Annotated in this window: 19 protein-coding genes; 12 read left to right on the forward strand and 7 right to left on the reverse strand. The window is 45.2% G+C overall.

Features of this window, described 5'->3' with window-relative positions:
• Positions 1–6 precede the first annotated feature (6 nt).
• From aroQ to BST99_RS06640, 3 genes are all read right to left on the reverse strand, one after another.
• Positions 7–420, reverse strand: a complete 414-nt coding sequence (gene aroQ, locus BST99_RS06630; RefSeq protein WP_105001105.1) for a type II 3-dehydroquinate dehydratase — start codon at positions 418–420, stop codon at positions 7–9.
• A gap of 88 nt (positions 421–508) precedes the next feature.
• A complete protein-coding gene (locus BST99_RS06635; protein ID WP_105001106.1) occupies positions 509–1,009 on the reverse strand; it encodes an outer membrane beta-barrel protein in 501 nt (166 codons plus the stop codon).
• Between the two features lie 145 nt (positions 1,010–1,154).
• Positions 1,155–1,712: a porin family protein gene (locus BST99_RS06640; protein ID WP_105001107.1), complete on the reverse strand. Its 558-nt coding sequence runs from the start codon at positions 1,710–1,712 to the stop codon at positions 1,155–1,157.
• 144 nt (positions 1,713–1,856) lie between these two features.
• Here BST99_RS06640 and xerD point away from each other — a divergent pair, with 144 nt between their 5' ends.
• Positions 1,857–2,765: a site-specific tyrosine recombinase XerD gene (xerD, locus tag BST99_RS06645; protein ID WP_105001108.1), complete on the forward strand. Its 909-nt coding sequence runs from the start codon at positions 1,857–1,859 to the stop codon at positions 2,763–2,765.
• On the opposite strand, the gene BST99_RS06650 is transcribed toward xerD, so the two are convergent.
• Complete coding sequence (locus BST99_RS06650; RefSeq protein WP_105001109.1) at positions 2,762–4,069, reverse strand: NAD(P)/FAD-dependent oxidoreductase; 1,308 nt, start codon at positions 4,067–4,069, stop codon at positions 2,762–2,764. The two genes, xerD and BST99_RS06650, sit on opposite strands and share 4 nt — an antisense overlap.
• A 94-nt stretch (positions 4,070–4,163) precedes the next feature.
• Here BST99_RS06650 and BST99_RS06655 point away from each other — a divergent pair, with 94 nt between their 5' ends.
• From BST99_RS06655 to BST99_RS06670, 4 genes are all read left to right on the forward strand, one after another.
• Positions 4,164–5,588: an amidohydrolase gene (locus tag BST99_RS06655; protein ID WP_105001110.1), complete on the forward strand. Its 1,425-nt coding sequence runs from the start codon at positions 4,164–4,166 to the stop codon at positions 5,586–5,588.
• Positions 5,589–5,662: 74 nt separating this feature from the next.
• Positions 5,663–6,157: an RNA polymerase sigma factor gene (locus BST99_RS06660; protein ID WP_105001111.1), complete on the forward strand. Its 495-nt coding sequence runs from the start codon at positions 5,663–5,665 to the stop codon at positions 6,155–6,157.
• 3 nt (positions 6,158–6,160) lie between these two features.
• Positions 6,161–6,805, forward strand: a complete 645-nt coding sequence (locus BST99_RS06665; RefSeq protein ID WP_105001112.1) for a hypothetical protein — start codon at positions 6,161–6,163, stop codon at positions 6,803–6,805.
• Complete coding sequence (locus BST99_RS06670) at positions 6,802–7,434, forward strand: transglutaminase-like domain-containing protein (protein ID WP_105001113.1); 633 nt, start codon at positions 6,802–6,804, stop codon at positions 7,432–7,434. The genes BST99_RS06665 and BST99_RS06670 overlap by 4 nt, the downstream gene beginning before the upstream one ends.
• Before the next feature lie 9 nt (positions 7,435–7,443).
• On the opposite strand, the gene BST99_RS06675 is transcribed toward BST99_RS06670, so the two are convergent.
• A complete protein-coding gene (locus tag BST99_RS06675) occupies positions 7,444–8,247 on the reverse strand; it encodes a lysophospholipid acyltransferase family protein (RefSeq protein ID WP_105001114.1) in 804 nt (267 codons plus the stop codon).
• 24 nt (positions 8,248–8,271) lie between these two features.
• Positions 8,272–8,913 (reverse strand): NUDIX hydrolase, encoded by a 642-nt coding sequence (locus tag BST99_RS06680; RefSeq protein ID WP_105001115.1) that lies wholly within the window; start codon positions 8,911–8,913, stop codon positions 8,272–8,274.
• Between BST99_RS06680 and BST99_RS06685 the strand changes: the two genes are divergently transcribed.
• On the forward strand, positions 8,912–9,649 hold the full coding sequence (locus tag BST99_RS06685) for a peptidylprolyl isomerase (protein ID WP_105001116.1): 738 nt from the start codon (positions 8,912–8,914) through the stop codon (positions 9,647–9,649). The genes BST99_RS06680 and BST99_RS06685 overlap by 2 nt on opposite strands.
• A gap of 1 nt (position 9,650) precedes the next feature.
• On the forward strand, positions 9,651–10,622 hold the full coding sequence (locus BST99_RS06690; protein WP_181044174.1) for a glycosyl transferase family 90: 972 nt from the start codon (positions 9,651–9,653) through the stop codon (positions 10,620–10,622).
• Here BST99_RS06690 and BST99_RS06695 read toward each other — a convergent pair whose 3' ends face one another.
• A complete protein-coding gene (locus BST99_RS06695) occupies positions 10,623–11,336 on the reverse strand; it encodes an RDD family protein (protein ID WP_105001118.1) in 714 nt (237 codons plus the stop codon).
• Between the two features lie 32 nt (positions 11,337–11,368).
• Between BST99_RS06695 and BST99_RS06700 the strand changes: the two genes are divergently transcribed.
• The 5 genes from BST99_RS06700 (at position 11,369) to BST99_RS06720 (ending at position 16,317) form a co-directional block, all read left to right on the forward strand.
• Positions 11,369–12,343: a stage II sporulation protein M gene (locus tag BST99_RS06700; protein WP_105001119.1), complete on the forward strand. Its 975-nt coding sequence runs from the start codon at positions 11,369–11,371 to the stop codon at positions 12,341–12,343.
• Positions 12,340–13,233: a hypothetical protein gene (locus tag BST99_RS06705; protein ID WP_105001120.1), complete on the forward strand. Its 894-nt coding sequence runs from the start codon at positions 12,340–12,342 to the stop codon at positions 13,231–13,233. The genes BST99_RS06700 and BST99_RS06705 overlap by 4 nt, the downstream gene beginning before the upstream one ends.
• Before the next feature lie 96 nt (positions 13,234–13,329).
• Positions 13,330–14,133, forward strand: a complete 804-nt coding sequence (locus BST99_RS06710; RefSeq protein ID WP_105001121.1) for a DUF4129 domain-containing protein — start codon at positions 13,330–13,332, stop codon at positions 14,131–14,133.
• Positions 14,130–15,347 carry a DUF4350 domain-containing protein gene (locus BST99_RS06715; protein WP_105001122.1) on the forward strand — a complete coding sequence of 406 codons (1,218 nt, stop codon included), beginning with the start codon at positions 14,130–14,132 and terminating at the stop codon, positions 15,345–15,347. The genes BST99_RS06710 and BST99_RS06715 overlap by 4 nt, the downstream gene beginning before the upstream one ends.
• Positions 15,334–16,317, forward strand: coding sequence for an AAA family ATPase (locus tag BST99_RS06720; protein WP_105001123.1), 984 nt, complete (start codon positions 15,334–15,336; stop codon positions 16,315–16,317). The genes BST99_RS06715 and BST99_RS06720 overlap by 14 nt, the downstream gene beginning before the upstream one ends.
• Positions 16,318–16,333: the final 16 nt, after the last annotated feature.

A 16,333-nucleotide genomic window follows, 5' to 3' on the forward strand; every position in this document is an offset into this window, starting at 1 on the left:
GTTTTTTTATAGAAAGCTCTGTAGTGCTAATTCGTAACTCCGGAGACCAAAGCCGAGCACAACTCCTTTACATACCGGAGACAAATAGGATTTATGCCGGAACTCCTCCCGGGCCATGGTGTTGCTGATATGGACTTCAACTACAGGGGTCTTAATCGCATTGATGGCATCTGCCAAACCGATGGAGGTGTGGGTATAGGCACCGGCATTTAGAATGATCCCCTCCCCTTCAAATCCACACTCGTGCAGTTTATTGATCAGCTCCCCTTCCACATTGGATTGGTACATGTCTAAATGCACTTCAGGGTACTTCTTTCTGAGATCCTCAAAGTAGGTCTCGAAAGATTGTGATCCGTAAGTATCGGGTTCTCTCGAACCGAGCAGATTCAGGTTGGGTCCGTTAATAATGGTGATCTTCATAATTATACAACGCTAAAGATACTCCTGGCGTACGGGAAAACAAAAAAGGCTCCTTTCGGAGCCCTTTATGATTAAGTTTGAGGAAGTCTTAGTTGAATTTCTTCCCTACTCCCAGAGTGAAGGTGTTGATATCAGTTAACTCACCAAAATCCCCACCACGACTTACCTGAAAGGCATAGCGGGCAAAGGCAAACCAACCCTCAGCGAAAGTATACTCGCCACCTACTCCCAAGTCAACACCCGTCTTTCCATCCGGAATTCCATCTTCCAAGAGAATATTCAATTGAGGACCAGCCGTAACCTTAAAGTCTTCGGCAACCCCGTACTTCAATATCACAGGAACATACAGAGCGGTCAAATCTGATACGATGCTGAATAAAATCGCAGGCTCTAGGTAAAATTTTTCACTGAGACCAAGTTCATAACCTGCACCTACAAAGAAACCCAATTCACTATCAGAGGCAGACCCAAATTCATCGAGATCCACTTTAACAGTTACATTGTTCACCCCTCCTTGAAGAGAAAACTGCGCTTGGGCCATGGCTGTGGTTAGGAGAGCAAATAGCCCTACCAATACTACTTTTTTCATGTTTGTGTTTTAGTGATTTACTTGCCTAAAGATAACGGTATTTCAAATCCATTGAAGTTGCATTTACAAAGGAAATCGACAAACTTATACACAAAAAAACCCGGTACTGATGTACCAGCTGGTAAGCTGTGAATTAACTCACGAATTAGTTAACGGTGAACCCCAAACCAAGGGTTAGAATATTCGTTTGAAGGGTAATATCTTGTTCTCCACGGTAAGAATTACTGAGCTGTGGAGCATAACGGGCATCGATGTAAGCACCCTTCCCGATATCGTACCGAGCTCCGAATCCAAAATTAAATTGAAAACCAGCAATATTATCGGGCTGACGTTGTAAAGCAAAAACAAACTGTGGACCCAATTGTAGCGCCAAGTTTTCAGATAAGTGAAAGCTCGCCAAAAAAGGAAAGTGAAGGGCATCACTTTGTTCGCTACTGTTGGCATAGACCAATTCCGTCTGAAAGTCAAACTTGGGTGAAACGCCAAAATTAAAAGCGATCCCCGCATAGTAACCGGATTTGGAATCCGACATACTGTTCCCAGAATCTTCAAGAGTTTGCGATAAGGATAAATAGCCAGCCTTAAAGGAGAGCTTGGATCCGTCTTCGTACAAATCGGTAAATACGTCAATTTGTTTTTCGTTCTGACCAAAGGTCAATAGACCACAAAAAAGGGCAACGATAAGAAGGGCATTCTTTTTCATAAACAGCTTGATCTTTAGGTGTTTAATTAGATGGGTAAACTTACTACATCACTCCAGAGGAAACAATTCTCAAGCATACACTATACCGAAGCAAACGCTCGGATGATCTAATTTTTGGGGGTTGATTTGCTCTATCTTTGTTTTGTGGAGTGGGCAACGGCAATTCAGGACTATTTAAATCACCTGCACATCGAGCGGGGACTTTCGACCAATACCCGTATAAATTACCGACTCGATTTAGAAAAACTACAGGACTTTTTGGTCGAATCACCGGCAAATTCACCAATTAAAATCGAACAGGAACTGCTTACCCAGTTTGTCTACGACTTTTCTAAAACCAAACACCCGCGTAGTCAGGCACGCCTCATGTCCAGCTTAAAAGGCTTCTTTAATTATTTGGTTGCTGAAGGTCTACGGGAAGACAATCCTGCTGCCCTTTTAGACAGTCCTCGGTTGGGACTCTATTTACCCGACACCTTATCGATTGAAGAAGTCGAGACTCTTTTGGACGCGTGCACCGAAAACGATGCATTGGGCAGACGTAATCGTGCAATCTTAGAGACCTTATACGGCTGTGGTTTGCGGGTAAGTGAATTAACCGGGCTGCAGCTTTCGGATCTTTTTTTTGAGGAAGGCTATATGCGCATTATCGGAAAAGGAAACAAACAACGACTGGTCCCCTTTGCTCCTCTTACTCAAAAGTATATTCGAATTTACCTGGAAGATCGCCAGGGAGTCTCCATAAGGGACCCCAAATCTCAAGATACCCTCTTTCTATCCAGACGAGGGACAGGTCTAACCCGGGCTATGATTTTTACGATCATCAAGCGCCTGAGTCAGGACGCCGGAATTCAAAAAAAGGTAAGTCCTCACACCCTACGCCATTCCTTTGCGACGCATCTGCTGGAAAATGGGGCGGATTTGAGAGCAATCCAACTCATGCTTGGTCATAGCAGTATAACCACCACAGAGGTCTACGTGCATGTAGACCGGAATCACCTGACAAAAATCTTAGCCGACTTCCATCCTCGAGGTCAATCCAAACCGTCTTAGTCGGATTGACTATCGTATAATTCTTTGGGATACCCTTTCTGGAAAGGACGAATGATCAAGCGAGCTTCTCGATCAAAACGGATATAGTTATATACCCAATTGATAAAGACAACAACACGGTTCCTAAACCCAATCAAGAAATACAGGTGGACAAACATCCACACGTACCAGGCAAAAATACCTTGGAATCGAAACTTGGGAAGATCAACCACAGCTTTGTTGCGGCCGATGGTCGCCATACTCCCCTTATCATTGTATACGAAGGGCTTCATGGCTTTTCCCTCCAGTTTAGCTACCAGGTTCTTTCCCAAATGTCGCCCTTGCTGCAGCGCCGGTTGGGCCATCATGGGGTGGCCGTAGGGCAATTCTTCGGAACTCATTTCGGCAATATCACCAATAGCATAAATATCCTGATAGCCTTCCACTTGGTTAAAGGTATCAACCTTCAGTCGACCACCTTTCCCTTGGCAAGAAGCTTGTGTTAGCCCCTCTAAACGAACCCCTTTGACCCCCGCTGCCCAGATAAGCGCTGCGGTTTCAAACTGCGTTTTATCGTTCGTCTTGGCCGTCCAGCCATCGTATTCCGTCACCCTGAGACCTTTCCAGACGTGTACTCCAAGATCCTCTAAAAAGTCTTCCGCCTTTTTAGAGGCTTGCTCACTCATGGCAGGGAGTAGACGAGAGGCTCCCTGTACCAAATTGATCTGCGCCCTTCTGGTATCCAAATCCGGGTAGTCCTTCGGTAAAATCCCCTTTTTGATCTCAGCCAAGGCCCCTGCGAGCTCTACACCTGTAGGGCCGCCTCCGACGATAACAAAATTCATAAGCGCATCGCGCTTATGAAGATCGTCTGTGAGCAAGGCATTTTCAAAATTCTGCAGAATGAGGCTTCGAAGGTTAAGGGATTGTGGAATCGTCTTCATCGCCATACTGTTCTCTTCCAGAGAGGTGTTCCCGAAAAAGTTGGTTTCTGTACCGGCAGCAATCACCAAAGAATCGTACTCCAAGGGACCGATAGAGGTAACGATCGTTTTCTTCTCTGGATCGACCTGTTCCACTTCTGCCAGTCTAAAGTAGAAATCCGGAAAACCCTGCAGGACTTTTCGAATCGGGTAAGCGATGGAATCCGGTTCAAGACCACCTGTCGAAACCTGGTACAAGAGCGGCTGAAAAGTGTGGTAGTTGTGTTTATCGATCAGTACCACCTGCACCTCTTTTCGACAAAGGGATTTAGCCAGAGAAAGGCCAGCAAACCCACCTCCTATTATCACTACACGCGGAAAACTCGACTGGGGTATATTCATGGTCTAAATAATAAACAAAGGTAGTGCATTGCCAAATGTTGCCCTACTCCAACAAGGCGATGTTTCGCTTATCTTTATGCAAAAGAATCACACCATGAAAAGTAATTATACCCTCCTCATTCTTTTGGTCTTGAGTGTTGCCCTTCCCCTTCAAGCGCAATCCGAAAAGAAGGCCCTTCAGACCATCGACAACCAAACCGACAAATACGAAGACATAGCCTTGCAGATCTGGGAATGGGCAGAAATGGGATACCAAGAAACCAAAAGTTCCGCCCTACTTCAAAAAACCCTCAAAGATGCCGGGTTTGCCGTTACCGCAGGAATTGCTGACATTCCTACCGCTTTTGTGGCAGAATTTGGCACTGGAGGACCTGTCATTGCCATTCTGGGAGAATTCGACGCCCTACCAGGTCTTTCTCAAAAGGCAGAACCCCAAAAAGCATCTGCAGGTCAAATCGGCGGCCACGCCTGTGGGCACCACCTTTTTGGAACCGCCTCTACCGCCGCCGCCATCGCATTAAAAGATTGGCTGATAAGTTCTAAAACAGAAGGGCGTATTCGTTTTTACGGATGTCCTGCCGAAGAAGGGGGTGGTGCAAAAGTATATATGTCTCGGGCAGGAGTATTTGACGATGTCGACGTGGCTCTGCACTGGCATCCTGGCTCCTCAAACGCAGCCAACTCTGCTGCCGCCCTATCCAATATTTCGGCCAAGTTCCGCTTTTATGGTACCGCAGCCCACGCCGCAGGAGCTCCGCAACAAGGACGTTCTTCCCTTGACGGTGTTGAAGCCATGAATAACATGGTCAATATGATGCGTGAGCACGTACCGCAAGAGTCCAGAATTCACTATGTCATTACTGATGGCGGAAAGGCACCTAACGTAGTCCCTGATTACGCAGAGGTATACTACTATGCCCGTCACCCGCAAAGAGACGAAGTCCGGGCTATTTTTAACCGTATTGTTAAGGCAGGCGAAGGGGCTGCACTGGGCACCGAAACTCGTATGGAATATGAAATCATCAATGGAGTACACGAGCTCCTGCCGAATTCAACCTTACAAAAACTGGTCTACTCCAAACTGGCTGAGCTAGGCGGTTACACCTATAACCAAGAAGAAACGGCCTTTGGCGAAAAAATCTCAAAGACGTTAGCTTCGCCCAGGCCCCTCAGTGTTAGTCAGGAAGTACAACCCTATTCCGAAATTGGTAGAGCCGGTGGCTCGACGGATGTGGGGGATGTTAGTTTTGTGGTACCCACTGTTGGATTTAGAACAGCGACCTGGGTACCGGGAACCCCTGCGCACAGTTGGCAGGCTGTGGCTGCTGGCGGCACCAGTATTGGCATCAAAGGGATGGTCCTGGCTTCCAAGACTCTAACCCTTACTGGGATTGAACTTTTCAAAAACCCCAAACTCATCAAAGAAGCAAAAGAAGAGTTCAACGAACGTCGTGGCCCAGATTTCGTCTATGAACCACTCATTGGCGATCGTTCACCTGCCTTAGATTACAGAAATTAGTGTAACAAATCGATGAGCGTGTAGACTAACGGTAAGGACTCTTGTCTTCTTACCAACTAATAAACTAACCGCCTTTGAATAAAGAACTGGAACATCAATTTGTGAGTGAGCTGGAAAGCAATCAGAACATTGTACACAAAGTGTGCAGTCTGTACACCAATGATGCGCATTCCCACAACGATCTGTTTCAAGAAATAAGCATTCAGTTGTGGAAGGCTTATCCTAAATTCAGAGGAGAGTCCAAATTCAGTACCTGGATGTATAGGGTAGCTTTAAATACGGCCATTACCCTGTACCGCAAATCCAAAAAAAGGGTTCGCACACAGGAGTATGACTCGGTCTTGTTCAAGATTAAAGCAGACCAATACGACGACACTCAGGAACAACAACTGAAACTCATGTATGGAGCGATCAAGCAGTTGAATGATATTGACAAAGCTTTGGTCTTCTTATACTTAGAAAATAAAGATTACGCCGAGATATCCGGCACCCTCGGTATAAGCGAGGTGAATGCCCGGGTAAAAATGAATCGGATTAAAAATAAATTAAGAACCATTCTGAACCCCTGAGAAATGGATGAACTGGAACTCTTAAAACAACACTGGCAGCAAGAAAAGCAAGACTTGCCCAAACTAAGCTACAAGGATATTCAGCAAATGATCTGGAAAAAGTCGACCTCGGTCGTCCGTTGGATCCTGATCATCAGTTTGATCGAATTGGTATTACCCCATTTGATCTATCTGTTGCCTTCCGCCCAATCCGGCTTTGATATATACACCCAATTGGGAATAAGCAACTGGCTGTTCGGCTTCAATGCGATTTACTACCTAGTCGCGCTTTATTTTATCTATCTCTTTTACAAGAGATACAAAGAAATTTCGGTTTTGGACGATTCCCAAAAACTGATGAACAATATCCTAAAGACCAGAAAGACCGTGAAATACTATGTGATTTTTAGTCTTTCTGCCGCCTTGATTGTCGTCCTGTTGGTTATGGGAGGAATTTATACAACTCCTAACTTGATGGAGCTCTTCCCTCGAGATTTGGAAGCCGATGGATTAACCCTGGTGCAATACAAACAGGTTCTACTTCTGGCAGTAGGGATCGGAGGATTTGCCATTCTTTCGCTCATGGGTATTATCTACTTTTTACTCTATGGGTTCTTGATCCGTAAACTGCGAAGAAACCACCAGGAATTACGACGTATTGAAGTATGAAAAAATACCTCGTTGAAACCTCCTTTTTTGACTACAATACCGAGCTTATACAGGAATTGATCTCCCCTTTTCAGCCCCTTCCGCTCCAAGAACAAATAGCTCAGCTCTTTGTTCGCATCCGAGATGGGTGGCGCTACAATCCTTTTGTGATCTATCAACAAGCCGAGAACTACAAGGCCAGTTTTATCGCAACCCAAAAAGAGGGTCACTGCATTGACAAATCGACCCTTTTAATCGCTGCCGCACGGGCCTTGGGAATACCCGCTCGATTGCGTCTGGCCAAGGTCACCAATCACTTGGTCATAGAACGTCTAGTGGCCAAATTGGGAACGGCCGATTTGGCTCCACATGGAATTGCCGAGCTTTACATCGATGGGGTTTGGAGGAAGGCCTCAACGGCCTTTAACAAAGAACTCTGCGCACTGTATCAGGTCGATGTTTTGGAATTTGATGGGAGTCAGGATGCCGTGATTCAAGAATACAACCAGGCCCAGGATCAGTTTATGGAATACGTGGAGGACTATGGTCATTTTGCAGACGTACCCCTAGAGTTCATAATGCAAACCTTTATTTCCAATTACCCGGAACTCTCCAAAGTAATGGCAGGAAAAAACAAGATAGAATTGTAATTCGATTTCTTAGTATCTCCACTCCCGTTTGCGGTGGTCTTCTTCGTAGGCAGCCAATTCCTCCTGAGGAATCACTTTGAGGAAAGACGGGTGCTGCTCAATGGCATACTCCAATTTTTCAATGATATCGGCAACAGACTCCTTTTCGTAATCAATTTCCAGAGGCTCTTTGATTTGGATGGACTGCAGTATACCTTTCTTTTTGATGTATAATCCCTTGCGATCAAAAGATCGGCGGAAACCATCTATCACCACCGGTACCACGATAGGCTTGTAGTTTTTGATGATGTGAGCTGTTCCTTTGCGCAGAGGTTTCCAAGGCCTTGTTGTTCCCTGAGGAAAGGTGATTACCCAGCCATCGTCCAGTGCTGTCCCGATATTGGTGATATCACTCATCTTCACCTGACGATTGACATCCTTTCCGTCAGCCCTCCAGGTTCTCTCAATACTGATCGATCCGGCGTAGGCCAGTAAACGGGTCAAAAGACTTTTGCTCATGGTCTCTTTTGCCGCGACGTAATAGATATTCAGTTTGGGGTTCCAGAGGTATCCTACATTCTTAATCGAGTCTTCTCTGCCTGCCAGACTCGCATAAAAAACATGAAGCATAGCCACCACATCCGCAAAATAAGTCTGGTGATTACTCACAAATAGAACGTTGTTCTCTGGGAGTGAGCGAACGATGTCTGACCCCTCTATTTGAAGGGAATTAAACCCTTTATACCGGGAATGGGTCATCAGTCCCAAAATGCGGATTAACCACCGCTTCATGAAGAGATTATGACCAAAAGGATTGCGTTTAAATAAACCCATAGAGTGTCTAAATTTACAAAACTCTTATTCGGTCTCCGCGAAAAGCGCTTCGATTTCGCTTAACATCATGGCCGTTGCTCCCCAAATGATCTGGTTTTGAACATGATAGGCCGGCACCTCCATTTTGTTGGCGTAAGAGGTACTGATTTCGGTATTGATGTGGCTGTTTTGGTTAAATAATTCCCCGACAGAAATCTCAATGATCTCTTCCACTTCTTCTTCCTGCTTAGCCAAAGGTGGTTTTTCTTCGCACCACCCGAGATAAGGATGTACCAAAAAATTACTGGGTGGTATATAGACTTCTGTCAGCTTGGTCAGGTAATGCACCACGTGGCGCGGTACTCCCACTTCTTCCTCCGTTTCTCTTAAAGCGGTTTCCCAAAGATCCCGGTCCGAAGTTTCTTTCTTTCCCCCTGGAAAAGCCATTTGTCCAGAATGAACACCAGAATAAGTGCGGCGAAGAATAAACAAGAGCATCGCCTCGTGTTCTTGATTGGGATAGACCAAAGCCAAAACACCCGCTTCACGCGGATTCAGATTTTTTTTGCTTTGCGCCTCCATCCAGCTGCGCCTCATGGAAGGAGCCATAAGGTCCTGGGCATTCTCGCCCGGAAGATTCAGTTTTCCTAATTTTGGCACAAGCCGAAGAAAATCATCAAATTTCATGCGCAACACATCTATTCTCTACCCCCTCTTTCTGGTTGGTCTGCTATTTTTCAGTTGTGATTCTACCGAAAAAAAAGAAAAAGAAGCTGCCTCTAGTTCGGAGATAAACGCCAAAAATAATTCAATTTCAGCGGATAGTTCTTCCACTGCCGCACAGACCGCGGTTGAAGAACAAGTCAAAGACACCTTTAAACTGAGTGAGGAAAACGCCATTGATTTCTTTTTTAATTACGCCAAAGAAGTAAAGGAAACCAAGGTTAAAATCACGACCAGCATGGGCTCATTCACCATAGAACTCTACGATAATGTGCCTTACCACAAAGCTAACTTCATCTATTTGGCCAAAAAGGGGTATTTCGATGACACCCAATTTCATCGGGTGGTGCCTAACTTTATTATTCAAGGCGGTAATTCGGACAACACGAAAACCTCCAAAAAGAGACGAGCAATAGGGCGCTACCTCTTACCTCCTGACACCCGTAAAGGGCATAAGCACCATCGGGGGACCATTTCCATGCCGAGCAGCGAACGAGACAACCCGCATAAATTGGCCTCGCCTTACGAGTTCTTTATTGTGGTGACTCGACCTGGGTCCTATCACCTGGACGGCAGCTATACCCCCTTTGGAAGAGTTATTGAGGGCATGGATGTTGTCGATAAAATCAATGCGGTTGAGATCGACGACGGAGAATGGCCGATGGAAAACGTCTACATCAAGAAAGCCGAAGCCTTTTAATATGTCTTCTCTCTTGTCAAACTCGTCTTTTTTCTACTACCTCGATGGAGGGCTAATGGAAATCCAAAAACGCATGGGGGTACGCCCTGGATCAGGGTATTGGAAAAGACTGTCTCAAAAAGATCAAGCCGAGCTGAAAAGAAGGTTGGACTACTACATGAAATTTCAGGGAAGCTTCGAGCCTGAGATATACTGGCCTACCCTGGCCGAAATTGATCTTCCCGGTAAATTAAAAACCTACTATTTTGATCTGCTCAAATCCTCCCGGTATTTCCCAAAAGATCTACAACTTAGGATTCATTTTGGAGACAACACTGAGCGATTTACGCAACCCACTCTGGTCAAAACCAGACCGATTTCAGAACCCAATCAGGGCAATGTTCTGCTGCGTTTTAATGCCATCCGACACTTTCATTTTGTAAAGGACCGAATTCCTTTCGAAAAGAAAAAGAACATCTTATTTGGTCGAGGCCACCTCAGTCGTCAAAAGCCAGACCGTTTGGCTTTTTACCGGAAATATTTCGATCACCCGCTTTGTGATCTGGGTCAGATCAACAAAGGAACTACCCACGATCATTGGTACAAACCTAAAGTGAGTATCGGCTACCACCTGGAACACAAATTTGTTCTTTGTTTGGAAGGCGTCGATGTAGCGAGTAACCTGAAATGGGTGATGTCCAGTAATTCCATTGCCGTAATGCCAGTGCTCAAAAGAGAAAGCTGGTTTATGGAAGGAGAATTGGTCGCTGGGAAGCACTTCATTGCTGTAGCCGATGATTTTTCTGATGTAGAGCAGCAGATTGAATACTACCTGAACCACCCTGAAAAAGCTCAGAATATCATTGAGAATGCACAAGAGTACGTAAAGCTTTTTCAGAACCCCAACCGAGAAAAGCTAATGGGCTTGCTGGTTTTAGACCGTTACTTTCACCAAAGCGGACAAAAAGAAACCCTCTTTCCTGAATTACTCTAATTACTGCTGTGTGTAGTAGGTGAAATCATTGATGACCACCTGGACAAGTTCCATCGGTGTGAGGTCAGTCTGAATTCCTGTGAGCTCTTTGATTTTATCTGCAAGACTGATAATGACCTTGTGATCCCCTTTTCGACGAGCCGAGTAAAATAGATCGCGGATGGTGTCCATATCCTGGTCCGTCAAAACCGTTACCTGTGGAAAGCGTGGTGTATAACCTTCGGGCAAATTCGACTTAAAGGCTTCTTCGATACTGAGGCGTTTGCGCTCATTAATAACCGTCGTTCCCGCGGCAATATCCCCAATGCGCTGACCATGCCCTCGTAACAGAATGGTTAGAACAGCTCCTCCTCCTGAGGTCAATACCACATCAATAATGCGCAATAACCAGCGGATGAAATAGCCCGAAAAACTAGGCTTGGTTCCGTCGAGGCGTACCACCCGAATATTCACCAAACTTTTACCAATTGTTCTGCCATTGGTTAAGGTTTCCATTAAAACATAATACATAAAAGCGGGCAAGGTACCTAAGAGATAAAGGGCCCACATATCTCCCCAATCAATTTCTAAAGAAACCAGAAGGTAGATCACCCCGATGGTGTACAAGGCGATTACGATGCTGTCAACGATATAAGCCAGCATTCGCTGGCCCAAATCTGCAACACGGTGGTCAATTTGTACATTTTGCGCGGTTTCAACTTGAAATTGATCCATAGTTTTCCTTTCTTTACTTCAAACCCTACTACATGCGCGAAGCGGCCTTCGTCAGACAAAATAAGGATAAATGGGCTACATTCGAAAAGGCACTTAAAAACCCGTCTAGCCTTTCAGCCGATGCTTTAGCAGACCTCTATATCGAGATTACCGATCACCTGAGTTACGCCCAAACATTTTATCCGAACAGCAAAACAACACAGTACCTCAACGGACTTGCTGTACAAGCGCATCAAAAAATTTACAAGACGGGTCGAGAGTCCCGAAACCGCATCATTTCATTTTGGAAAACGGAGTTTCCTACCCTCTTCGTACAACACCATAGAGAACTCTTGGTTTCATTTCTCGTTTTTTTCTTTTTTGCCCTGGTAGGCGCCTATTCCGCTGCCAATGATGGACGCTTTGTCCGTTCTATTTTGGGGGATGCCTATGTCAATATGACCCTAGAAAATATTGCCAACGACGACCCCATGGCGGTCTACAAACAGATGGGAGAGTTCAATATGTTCCTGGGGATTACCATCAACAATATTCGCGTAGCAGCCTATGCCTTTGCTTTCGGAATCTTTCTGGGCGTAGGCACTCTGTGGATAATGCTTCGCAACGGTATTATGCTCGGGAGCTTTCAGTACTTCTTTTTTGAACAGGGCGTAGGCTGGGAGTCGGTGAGAACGATTTGGATTCATGGAACCATCGAGATTTCAGTGATTGTTATTGCCGGCGCAGCGGGATTAGTACTGGCCAATGGCATTTTATTTCCGGGTACCTATACCCGACTGGAATCTTTTAAACGTGGGGTCATTAATGGCCTTAAAATCATGGTCAGCACTGTACCCTTTTTTGTTATTGCTGGTTTTTTAGAAGGCTATGTAACACGACATACCCAAATGCCCGACTTCCTGGCCATTTTAATCATCCTCAGCTCACTGGTCCTGATTTTGTTTTATTACGTTTTTTACCCCATACACCTCAAAAAGAAAACCGCTAACCAATCCCTTGATACATGAATACCAAAAACTTTGTCAACTTCCGCAGACAGCGCGATCTAGGAGAGGTTCTGTCTGACACCTTCCGATTTATACGCCTGGAATTCAGATCCTTTATGGGCGCTATTCTCAAAATTTCGGGACCCTATCTGCTTATTTTATTAGCCGCAACAGGAGCCTACCTCTATTACTTTGGCGAAATGATGTCTTTTCAAGGCTTGATGGATAATAACGAAACCTCTGAGGAGGAATTCATCATTCTGTTTGGCGTCTTAGCCGTCCTTATGATCTCTGGTCTTGTAACCTATATCATGTCTAATGCGGCCGTAATCTGTTACATTCAAAACTATACCGCCAACAACGGAAAAACGGATTACGCCACCATCAAAAGAGATTCCTACCAGAACTTTTGGCCCTTGATGGGGTTGGGTATTCTCATTGGTTTAACTGTCTTACTTGGCTTGATGATCTGCATCTTACCTGGAATCTATCTTGCCGTTCCACTGGCCTTAAGTATTCCTATCCTTATCATAGAGAAAAGAGGGGTTGGAGACTCTTTCTCCGGTGGTTTTAACTTGGTCAGTGGTCAATGGTGGAATACCTTTTTTGTGCTCCTGGTCATGTACATCATCATCATGGTGGCCAACTACGCTTTCGCCTTGCCTTCCATCATTTATATGTGGATTAAAATGGGGGTCTTCACAGGAGAAGTCGATGCAGAATCCATGAATGTTTTTAACGACCCTATTTACTTGGCCATCAACATTCTGAGTTCAGTCGTCCAATTTTTGATGCGTATCATTCTCTTGGTCAGTATTGTACTCGTCTACTTTAACCTGCACGAACAAAAGACCTCATCCGGTGCTATGGGTCGCATCAGCGATCTCGGAAATTCGGAAAGTCTTCATTAAATCAATGCCTTGCGACCACTGAACCGATTCATACTGCTTCTACTCTGCTGCCTTGGCCCTCTATGTTGGGCCCAAGAAGAGAAAGCGGTAGATACAGTGGAAACCAATCGAGCCTTGGATTCGCTGACCACGGATAACCCTTTGGATGAAGGACCGGAAGAATTTATCGATTTTGAAATCCCCCTTCCGGATCAACTGAAGGCCAATCAAGTTCGGTTAGAGAGTCAAGACACGATTCGGATGTTTCGGGACACTCTGATTCGGGAAGCCTTGGATTGGAAAGAATCTGACTTGGAGTCCTTTAAGGCGGATGATAAATACGACTATCGGGAACTGCCCAACGAAAGCAATTGGTTCACCAAAGTGAGGGCCTCGATCAGCAATCAGCTGTACCGTTTTTTTCGCTGGTTAGCTGGGGGTGAAAAGGCAGGGGAATACCTGGCACTATTTTTTAAGTCTCTACCCTATATAGCGCTCGCTTTACTCATTTACCTCATTGCCCGATTCTTTCTCAAAGTCAACAAAGGAGGGTTCGGATTTGAAGGCACAAACAAAAACCTGGTCAATCTTTCAGAGGAAGAAAGGATCATGGAAGAGGAAGATATCGACGCCCTGATCACAGAAGCCCTCGCCCATCAGGATTACCGCCTGGCCCTTCGCTACCAGTTTATCCTTTGTTTAAAACTCTTAAGAGAAGGCGAATGGATCGATTGGCAACCGCAAAAAACCAACCACGAATACATTCAGGAGGTTAAAGATGGAGAACTCAAATCCCTGATGAGTCGGGTCGTTCGCATTTATGATTATACCTGGTATGGAGACTTCCCTATTGACCAGATAAGCTATGGACAGGCCTTAAGCGATTACCAAAAACTCCAAAAATACCTGCAAACCCGATGAAGAAAAACATCTACATCTACGGGTTTTTAGGAGCGATTATTGTCGCCGGTTTTTTGTTTGTGGAATACAACAAACCCAAAGACATCAATTGGTATCCTTCTTATGTAAGTCGGCACAAGATTCCTTACGGTACACGGGTCTTTAAAACCCTGGTCTCTGAACAGTGGGGAGATCGACTCAGAGAAACCTACAGCCCACCCTTTGATTTATTACAAAATGAAGAGCTTGAAGGAACCTTTTTGTTTGTCAATAGTCGCGTCAATTTTGGGGATGCCGAAAACGAGGTAATACTCGATTGGGTGAGTAAGGGCAATCGCCTGTTCGTCTCTGCAAATAATTTTGATGGTTTCTTGCTCGATACTCTTGGCCTAGTGACCCAAAGAGTTTTTGATCATGGATCTCTAGAGCCTGTCTTTGAATACACTTTACTCAACGACACTTCATCCTCGAATAAAGTCACCTGGAACCGGGATTACTCCAAGGGATATTTCATCAAAATAGACACCACCACAACCAAAACCCTGGGAACAGTTCAAGTGGTGGGCGATAAGAGCAAAGTGCGCGAAGCCCGGGTGAATTTTGTACGCAGTCAATTTGGAAAGGGAGAAATCCTGCTACACTTGGCCCCCGAATCCTTTACGAATTACTTCCTTTTGAATGAGAAGCGCAACTTGGACTATACCGCCCAAGTGGCCTCCTATCTCCATACCGACGACGCCCTTTACCTCGACGCCTACTACAAGCGCGGAAAAACGGTAGAAGTCTCACCAATGCGTATTTTTCTGGACACCAACGAGTTTAAATGGGCCTACTATCTCGCCCTCATCGGTGCCCTACTCTACATTTTATTCCAGGGAAGAAGAAAACAGCGCGCAATTCCCGTAATTCCACCTTTGAAGAACCAGTCTCTAAACTTTACGCGGACCATTGGTGATATGTATTATGAAGGGAATCAGCGCAAGAGTATTGCTTCCCACAAAATTGAGTTCTTCTTAGAATACATCAGAACTCAGTTTTATCTACCCACCGAAAAAATTGATAGCGAATTCATCAAACAGTTGGCCGCGAGAAGCCAGCATACTCCTCAACAAATTGAACAGTTGTTTCAGTTCCTCCAAAACATTCAGGGGGCGGACTCTATAAGCGATCCTATACTGGAACAACTCGAAAACAGAATACAAAATTTTAAAGCACAAGCCCATGGAATCCAATGACTTGAATTTTGATAACCGCATCCCTTTAGAGGATCTCAACAAAAAGGTAACCGAACTCAAAGCCGAGTTGTCTAAGGTGATTGTAGGCCAAGAAGACTTCGTCGAGCTGCTTATCGCGGCGCTTCTGGTCGATGGTCACGTTCTCATAGAAGGGGTTCCCGGTATTGCTAAAACCCTAACCGCAAAACTCTTTGCGAAAACCATTCAAACAGGCTTTAGTCGGATCCAATTCACTCCGGATTTGATGCCCAGTGATATTCTGGGAACCTCTGTTTTCAACATGCAGCAATCCAACTTTGAATTCAAAAAAGGCCCCATTTTCTCGAATGTTATTTTGATTGACGAGATCAACCGGGCCCCTGCAAAAACACAAGCAGCCCTTTTTGAAACCATGGAGGAGCGCCAAGCGACAATTGACGGAACCACTTACCCCATGGGGGAGCCATTTTTGGTTCTAGCGACTCAAAACCCCATTGAGCAAGAAGGTACCTATGCCCTTCCCGAAGCTCAGCTGGATCGATTTCTGTTTAAAATAAAAGTGGGTTACCCTTCTGTAGAGGAGGAAGTTCAAATCATCAAAACCCACCACGAACGCAAAACAGAGAAGCCGGAAAAACTCATCCAACCCATCTTGGAACCCGGTCAGCTCTCTCAATTTAAAGGTCTGGTTCAGCAAGTGGTCATGGAAGATAAAATCATGCGCTACATCGCCGAGCTGATCGGAAACACCAGAAACCACCCTCATTTGTATTTGGGTGCCAGTCCGCGAGCCAGTATTGCGGCCATGAATACCAGTAAGGCCTTTGCTGCTATTGCCGGTCGGGATTTTGTAACTCCAGAAGATGTAAAAAGAGCGCTTCCACCGATTCTCAACCACAGAATGATCTTGAGTCCAGAAAGAGAAATGGAAGGTATGACGCCCGAAACGGTCATCCATATGATTACCGAAGCCATCGAAGTTCCTCGTTAAAAACCATTGAGTTAGA

Origin of the sequence: Aureicoccus marinus (assembly GCF_002954325.1) — a bacterium.
Classification (GTDB): Bacteria; Bacteroidota; Bacteroidia; order Flavobacteriales; family Flavobacteriaceae; genus Aureicoccus; species Aureicoccus marinus.

What these genes read in the sequence shown, in the direction of transcription:
- aroQ (WP_105001105.1), bottom strand. Translation starts at nt 420, where the DNA reads ATGAAGATCACCATTATTAACGGACCCAACCTGAATCTGCTCGGTTCG.
- BST99_RS06635 (WP_105001106.1), bottom strand. Translation starts at nt 1,009, where the DNA reads ATGAAAAAAGTAGTATTGGTAGGGCTATTTGCTCTCCTAACCACAGCC.
- BST99_RS06640 (WP_105001107.1), bottom strand. Translation starts at nt 1,712, where the DNA reads ATGAAAAAGAATGCCCTTCTTATCGTTGCCCTTTTTTGTGGTCTATTG.
- BST99_RS06650 (WP_105001109.1), bottom strand. Translation starts at nt 4,069, where the DNA reads ATGAATATACCCCAGTCGAGTTTTCCGCGTGTAGTGATAATAGGAGGT.
- BST99_RS06655 (WP_105001110.1), top strand. Translation starts at nt 4,164, where the DNA reads ATGAAAAGTAATTATACCCTCCTCATTCTTTTGGTCTTGAGTGTTGCC.
- BST99_RS06665 (WP_105001112.1), top strand. Translation starts at nt 6,161, where the DNA reads ATGGATGAACTGGAACTCTTAAAACAACACTGGCAGCAAGAAAAGCAA.
- BST99_RS06670 (WP_105001113.1), top strand. Translation starts at nt 6,802, where the DNA reads ATGAAAAAATACCTCGTTGAAACCTCCTTTTTTGACTACAATACCGAG.
- BST99_RS06675 (WP_105001114.1), bottom strand. Translation starts at nt 8,247, where the DNA reads ATGGGTTTATTTAAACGCAATCCTTTTGGTCATAATCTCTTCATGAAG.
- BST99_RS06685 (WP_105001116.1), top strand. Translation starts at nt 8,912, where the DNA reads ATGCGCAACACATCTATTCTCTACCCCCTCTTTCTGGTTGGTCTGCTA.
- BST99_RS06680 (WP_105001115.1), bottom strand. Translation starts at nt 8,913, where the DNA reads ATGAAATTTGATGATTTTCTTCGGCTTGTGCCAAAATTAGGAAAACTG.
- BST99_RS06690 (WP_181044174.1), top strand. Translation starts at nt 9,651, where the DNA reads ATGTCTTCTCTCTTGTCAAACTCGTCTTTTTTCTACTACCTCGATGGA.
- BST99_RS06695 (WP_105001118.1), bottom strand. Translation starts at nt 11,336, where the DNA reads ATGGATCAATTTCAAGTTGAAACCGCGCAAAATGTACAAATTGACCAC.
- BST99_RS06700 (WP_105001119.1), top strand. Translation starts at nt 11,369, where the DNA reads ATGCGCGAAGCGGCCTTCGTCAGACAAAATAAGGATAAATGGGCTACA.
- BST99_RS06705 (WP_105001120.1), top strand. Translation starts at nt 12,340, where the DNA reads ATGAATACCAAAAACTTTGTCAACTTCCGCAGACAGCGCGATCTAGGA.
- BST99_RS06715 (WP_105001122.1), top strand. Translation starts at nt 14,130, where the DNA reads ATGAAGAAAAACATCTACATCTACGGGTTTTTAGGAGCGATTATTGTC.
- BST99_RS06720 (WP_105001123.1), top strand. Translation starts at nt 15,334, where the DNA reads ATGGAATCCAATGACTTGAATTTTGATAACCGCATCCCTTTAGAGGAT.